This window comes from Bradyrhizobium sp. P2_E8, from assembly GCF_056403875.1.
Genome location: NZ_JBFUES010000572.1, coordinates 1 through 4,881, shown reverse-complemented (window position 1 = coordinate 4,881; position 4,881 = coordinate 1). Strand labels below are relative to the sequence as shown.

At 65.3% G+C, this 4,881-nt stretch carries 6 protein-coding genes; 1 reads left to right on the top strand and 5 read right to left on the bottom strand.

Annotated elements, in window-relative coordinates:
* The 3 genes from AC1D00_RS26780 to AC1D00_RS26770 all read right to left on the bottom strand — a co-directional run.
* A partial coding sequence (locus AC1D00_RS26780) for a class I mannose-6-phosphate isomerase (RefSeq protein WP_477012722.1) occupies nt 1-924 on the bottom strand: 924 nt, incomplete at its 3' end.
* Nucleotides 925-1,173: 249 nt separating this feature from the next.
* Nucleotides 1,174-1,506 carry a hypothetical protein gene (locus tag AC1D00_RS26775; RefSeq protein WP_477012721.1) on the bottom strand — a complete coding sequence of 111 codons (333 nt, stop codon included), beginning with the start codon at nt 1,504-1,506 and terminating at the stop codon, nt 1,174-1,176.
* 1 nt (nt 1,507) lies between these two features.
* The gene (locus tag AC1D00_RS26770) at nt 1,508-1,702 is read right to left on the bottom strand and encodes a hypothetical protein (protein WP_477012720.1); all 195 of its coding nucleotides are present in this window, start codon (nt 1,700-1,702) and stop codon (nt 1,508-1,510) included.
* Between the two features lie 301 nt (nt 1,703-2,003).
* On the opposite strand from AC1D00_RS26770, the gene AC1D00_RS26765 reads away from it, so the two are divergent.
* Nucleotides 2,004-2,642 (top strand): HAD family hydrolase, encoded by a 639-nt coding sequence (locus AC1D00_RS26765; RefSeq protein WP_135177276.1) that lies wholly within the window; start codon nt 2,004-2,006, stop codon nt 2,640-2,642.
* On the opposite strand, the gene AC1D00_RS26760 is transcribed toward AC1D00_RS26765, so the two are convergent.
* Together AC1D00_RS26760 and AC1D00_RS26755 are read right to left on the bottom strand one after the other, a co-directional pair.
* Nucleotides 2,639-3,679: a phenylacetaldoxime dehydratase family protein gene (locus tag AC1D00_RS26760; RefSeq protein WP_477012719.1), complete on the bottom strand. Its 1,041-nt coding sequence runs from the start codon at nt 3,677-3,679 to the stop codon at nt 2,639-2,641. The genes AC1D00_RS26765 and AC1D00_RS26760 overlap by 4 nt on opposite strands.
* A 27-nt stretch (nt 3,680-3,706) precedes the next feature.
* The gene (locus AC1D00_RS26755) at nt 3,707-4,723 is read right to left on the bottom strand and encodes a carbon-nitrogen hydrolase family protein (protein WP_477012718.1); all 1,017 of its coding nucleotides are present in this window, start codon (nt 4,721-4,723) and stop codon (nt 3,707-3,709) included.
* Nucleotides 4,724-4,881: the final 158 nt, after the last annotated feature.

Genomic DNA, 4,881 nt, shown 5'->3' with positions numbered 1-4,881 from the left:
TGTCGGTACCTCGATGATTTCGTTTGATGTCGGCGCCTGCACGGCGGCGGACTTTGTCGTCCGTCCCGTGCAATCCTGCAGCAGGGATACAATTGGATCCGGTCCCGGATAGGCGAGCAGGATGCTCATCCCGCTCGCGCCAACGTCGATGCCGGCATGATCGGCTTCGATGAAGATCGCCTCTCCGACGGTCGCATTCGCCCGTCCGACGCGCCCCTTCCCGTCGATCACGAGGAGCCAGGCTTCCCGATCAGTATCGAGCTCGCAATGCGAATTGGCCTGGAGATCGATCCGCTCAAGCACGAAAGGCGGACTCGCGACCAGAACCGTACGACCATCAGTGAGGCGCCGCGCAGGCAATTGCGTTGGCGGCGGCCCGGCATCGGAGGCGGCTACGGCGCTGTCCTCATGCAGCTCGCGCTGCCGGCCAAAATCGAACAGACGGAATGTCGTATCGCTGCGCTGCTGGATCTCGGCAAGCACGATATTGGCGCCGATGGCGTGGATCGTGCCGCCGGGAACGAGGATGACGTCGCCTTTCGCGACAGGACGCCATTGCACATGGCCCGCAATCGAGCCGTCCCTGATCGCCGCGCGCAACGCCTGCGGCGTGAGAATCCGCTTCAGTCCCAGCGCAACCCGCGCGCCCGGTGGCGCCGACAGGATGTACCACGCCTCGGTCTTCCCGTTCGGCAAGCCGATGGCATGCGCGAATTCGTCATTCGGGTGAACCTGGATCGACAAGGGCTGGCTGGTGAACAGCAGCTTCAGCAGGAGCGCCGGGCTGGCCGCACGCTCGTCCATACGCCCAAACCACAATTCGCCGACCGGATCAGCCGAAGCGTCGATGCTGCTCCAGGGACGTAGATCGACGCGGCCCCAGGGTTTGCGGGCGATCTCTATGGAGGCATGCTCGATGGTCATCTCCCGTCCGGCTCAAGCCAGCCGATGGAATGCCGGCGACAACGGCTCGCGAACGAGCCCACTGAGATTCAGGGTCTCGTCGCATTCCCCGATGTCCGAGAGTAGAACCTCGCCGACGCGATGCGCGACCATGCTGGGTCGCCCGTCATGGAAGCCAAATTGTGTATGTGACATGGCAGATCCTCCTGGTTATGGCGCTGGTTCACGCCGTCGACCTGCTGCCACGCCCGCGCTGCTTGGTTGCAAGCCTCAACAACCGCGACAGATATTCTTCAGCTTCGCCGCGGTTCGGGCCTCTTCCGCAACGAATGGATCCTTGTATGGGGCCCGAGATAGATCGTTTTCCACGGCAATGGGCTTCTTCACCTTCGGAGGAAACGCGGCGTCGTAACAGGCGAGCCGTCCGCTCGTGCTTTCGATCGCGTGGCAGTCGGATTCACCGGCGATCGCGCCTTGCGCAAATGTGCCGAGCGTCAATACGACAAGGAGCGTTTTCATCCAGATACCTTTCCGGGTGGCGTTCACACGAGGCATTCTCTTGCGATGAACCGGGCGCGCCATTTGACGTACCGCAGGCGTCACCTCATGCCTCGAACTGGTCGAACTCATCGGAGAGCAGAATCCGGCCTTGCGGCGTGCATATCCGCACGTCGAGATAGCCTTCCTGCAACAGCTCCCTCGCCTTCTTCAAAGCGGCAGCCGTCGTGGTGCGACCCAGGCTCACATAGCCGCTTCGATCGCGCGCGCTCACCAGATATTGGAGCGGCGTCCTATCCATGCAGAAAAGCCGCAGCGGCCACCAGGAGCAACAGAAACAGCGGGACGATCACCGGCGGCACGATCCAGTCGGCCGGACGAAATCGAGACATGCACGCTCCTCCTCGTTCGGCGGGAGCGCTAGTGACCCTCAGTCACCGATGGATGCCATGGGAAGGGCGGTGATCCCGTGACCCTACGCTTACGCCCCGCCAATAGCGAGCTTTAAAACGGTACGCGACATCGACGGGGCGGCGTTGCCTCGGCCCGCGGCGTCGTTTAGTCAAGCAGCCGACGGCAATATCAACACGGGCACGGCCAGCATGGTTACAGTCTATTTCGATCTCGACGGCACCCTGACCAACCCGAAGCCCGGGATCACCCGCTCGATCCAGTATGCGCTCGAGCGCTTGGATCTCGCGGTGCCGAGTGAGGACGAGCTGACCTGGTGCATCGGGCCGCCGCTGCATGCCAGCCTGAAAAAGCTGACGGGAACCGACGAGCTCGCCGACCGGGCGCTGCTGCTCTATCGTGAGCGTTTTGCCGATATCGGCCTGTTCGAAAACGAGGCCTATGCCGGCATCATGGACACCTTGGCGACACTGGCCGCGACGACGCCGCGCATGTTCGTCGCCACCAGCAAGCCCGCGGTCTACGCCACCCGCATCGTCGATCATTTCGGCCTGAAACCGTATTTCGAGCGCGTGTTCGGCTCCGAGCTCGACGGCACGCGCGTCGACAAGCGCGACCTGCTCCGCTACGCCCTCGACGAGGCCAGGGTCGATCCCGCCAGTGCGATCATGATCGGCGACCGCAGCCATGACGTGGTCGGCGCCCGGACCAACGGCATGACCGCGATCGGCGTGCTCTACGGTTATGGCAGCGAGGCGGAGCTGCGCGACGCCGGCGCGCATCACATCTGCGCCGCGCATCCGGACCTGCTCGGCCATTGTGTGGCCTAGGCGCTGACCGTCTCCACCGCGGCCAGCATGCCCGTTTTCGAGTGACAGCCTCGATACTCGAAGAACTGCTCGTCCGCGGCCGCTACGGTAACCTCGTGGTAGAGCCGCAGTTTTGCTGACGGCCCGAGCGTCGAGAGGTATTTCATCGCCGCGCCGAAGATCTTGACGTGGGTCGGATGTGACTCCGCCCAGCGTTCCAGCGCCGCAAGGCTCTTCCACCAGCTCTGGCCGTAGGACTTTTCGCTCACGCTGCCGTCGGCGGCGAGCACATTCATGTAGCGGTTGGCGTAACAGCCGATACCGAGGCCGTCGTCGCGCAGAAAATCCATGCCCTCGCGCAGCACCGGCTCGACGTCGTCGAGATAGAGCTTTCGCTCCGACGCCTCGGTGTCACTCCAGTCCTGCCCGGACCGGATCAGGCAGAGATTGTCGTGCGCCTTCACCCGCAGCCGCGCGCCATCGCGGACCAGCTCGGGCACCCCGCCGGGTGCCATCGCGTCGGTCTGCGACAGCGGGATGCGATCGCGCATGCCGCCCCAATAGGCGTGCTCCTGCACCTCGCCGCTCATGCCCTCTGCAATGACGGCGACACCCTCGGGCCGGCCGAGCGAGGAGAACAGCGTCTCGTGCCGCGCCACAGCGGGACGCAGCCCCTCGATGAAGGTGCCGACACCTTCCCGCTGCCTTCCGGTCCACGCCTCGCGCGCCGGCGCGAACCAGGCGTCGAAGCGTGCGACGTCGTCCCAGTAGGCGACCGAGACGACGTTCTCGTAGCCGGACTGGTCGACATAACGCGCGCGGTCCCAATGCGGCGGACCGTTCTCCGCAGCGAAGAGAGCCGCGATCTCTTTCAGCGCGCCCGTCGCAGCCGATGGCGCCACGCCGCGATACTGGACGCCGAAATAGACCATTACGACACGGCTGACGGCGGGCTTGTAGCGCGCCACGAAGGACGGATATGGCGGCTGGTAATCGTCCGGCACGCGCTTGTGGCGCGTGCGTTGGGTTTCGAGATGCAGAGGAATTGCGGATTCCATGGTCGTGCCCTCCCCTCGATCCGGCAGTCAGCTCGCCGCCGCGGCGATGTCCGCGGGCTCGACGGTGTCGACCGGCAGTGCGAACTGCTCGACGCGCTGGTATCGCTTCTTGTTGAGCAGCAGCCGCGTGACGTCGGGCCGCGAATAGTGCCCGGCGGGATCGGCCGCATTCTTGGCGACGCCGATGGCGCCGAGGTCGATCTCGGCAATCAGCAGGCCCTCCTGATCCGGCGCGAGCTTGTCGCCGATCTGGCTGCCGTCGGGGCCGTAGATCGCGGCAAAGCCGCCGCCGACGTGCAGCAGCGCGTGCTTGTCGGGCCGGTCGCAGAGTTCGTCGATCATCACCTGCGACACCGTCGCGCACGGCGCGAGCACGAAGCAGGAGCCCTCCACGGCATAGACACGCGAAGCGGCGTTGTTCACCTCGGCGCCGAGCGCGGGCGCGAAGGGATCGTAGAGCGAGAAGCTCGGCCAGGCCGCGACATGCACCTGCTCGTTCTGGGCATACATCGCGTATTTCGACAGCGGCTGGAGGTGCTCCCAGCAGCACAGCGCGCCGATGCGGCCGATGTCGGGCCGCGCGTGCACGGCGAGATCGCTGCCGTCGCCCTCGCCATAGACCGTGCGTTCGGCATGGGTCGGCCGCAGCTTGCGGCGCTTTGCGATGGTCTCCCCGTCGGGGCCGATCAGCCATTGCGCGAGATAGAGGCTGCCGCCGTCGCGCTCGGACAGGCCGACCACCGCCGTCAGCTTCGCCTTGCGCACGGCATCGCGCAAGCGCTCGGCCTGCGGGCTGTCATAGGACAGCGAATTGTCGAAATAGCGCTGCACAAAGCCGCGGCCAATCGCCCAGGCCGGCGAGTCCATCCAGATATGCCAGGGGTAGCCGGGGATGAAGGCCTCCGGAAACGCGATCAGCCTGGCGCCCTTCTCGGCGGCCTCCCGGATCAGCGCGATCGACTTGTCGATCGAGGCGTCGAGGTCGAGCCAGGCCGGCGCCGCCTGCACCACCGCCACCTTGTACTTTGGATGTTCGATGCCCATTGCCGCCTCCATTGCCGGTTGATCGCAGACCTCGTCCGATGCAGTCTATTTGGCCAAGCCGGGCGGCCGGGCGCTCGACCAGGGCGGAACAAAAACTCGACCGGGCGGGATCGCCGCCCCCGGTACGGAACTTGCCTGCAATCAGGCCGGATCTGCGC

Excerpts from the sequence above, each read along its gene's own strand:
- AC1D00_RS26770 (WP_477012720.1), bottom strand. The coding sequence starts at position 1,702 with ATGGATAGGACGCCGCTCCAATATCTGGTGAGCGCGCGCGATCGAAGC.
- AC1D00_RS26765 (WP_135177276.1), top strand. The coding sequence starts at position 2,004 with ATGGTTACAGTCTATTTCGATCTCGACGGCACCCTGACCAACCCGAAG.
- AC1D00_RS26760 (WP_477012719.1), bottom strand. The coding sequence starts at position 3,679 with ATGGAATCCGCAATTCCTCTGCATCTCGAAACCCAACGCACGCGCCAC.
- AC1D00_RS26755 (WP_477012718.1), bottom strand. The coding sequence starts at position 4,723 with ATGGGCATCGAACATCCAAAGTACAAGGTGGCGGTGGTGCAGGCGGCG.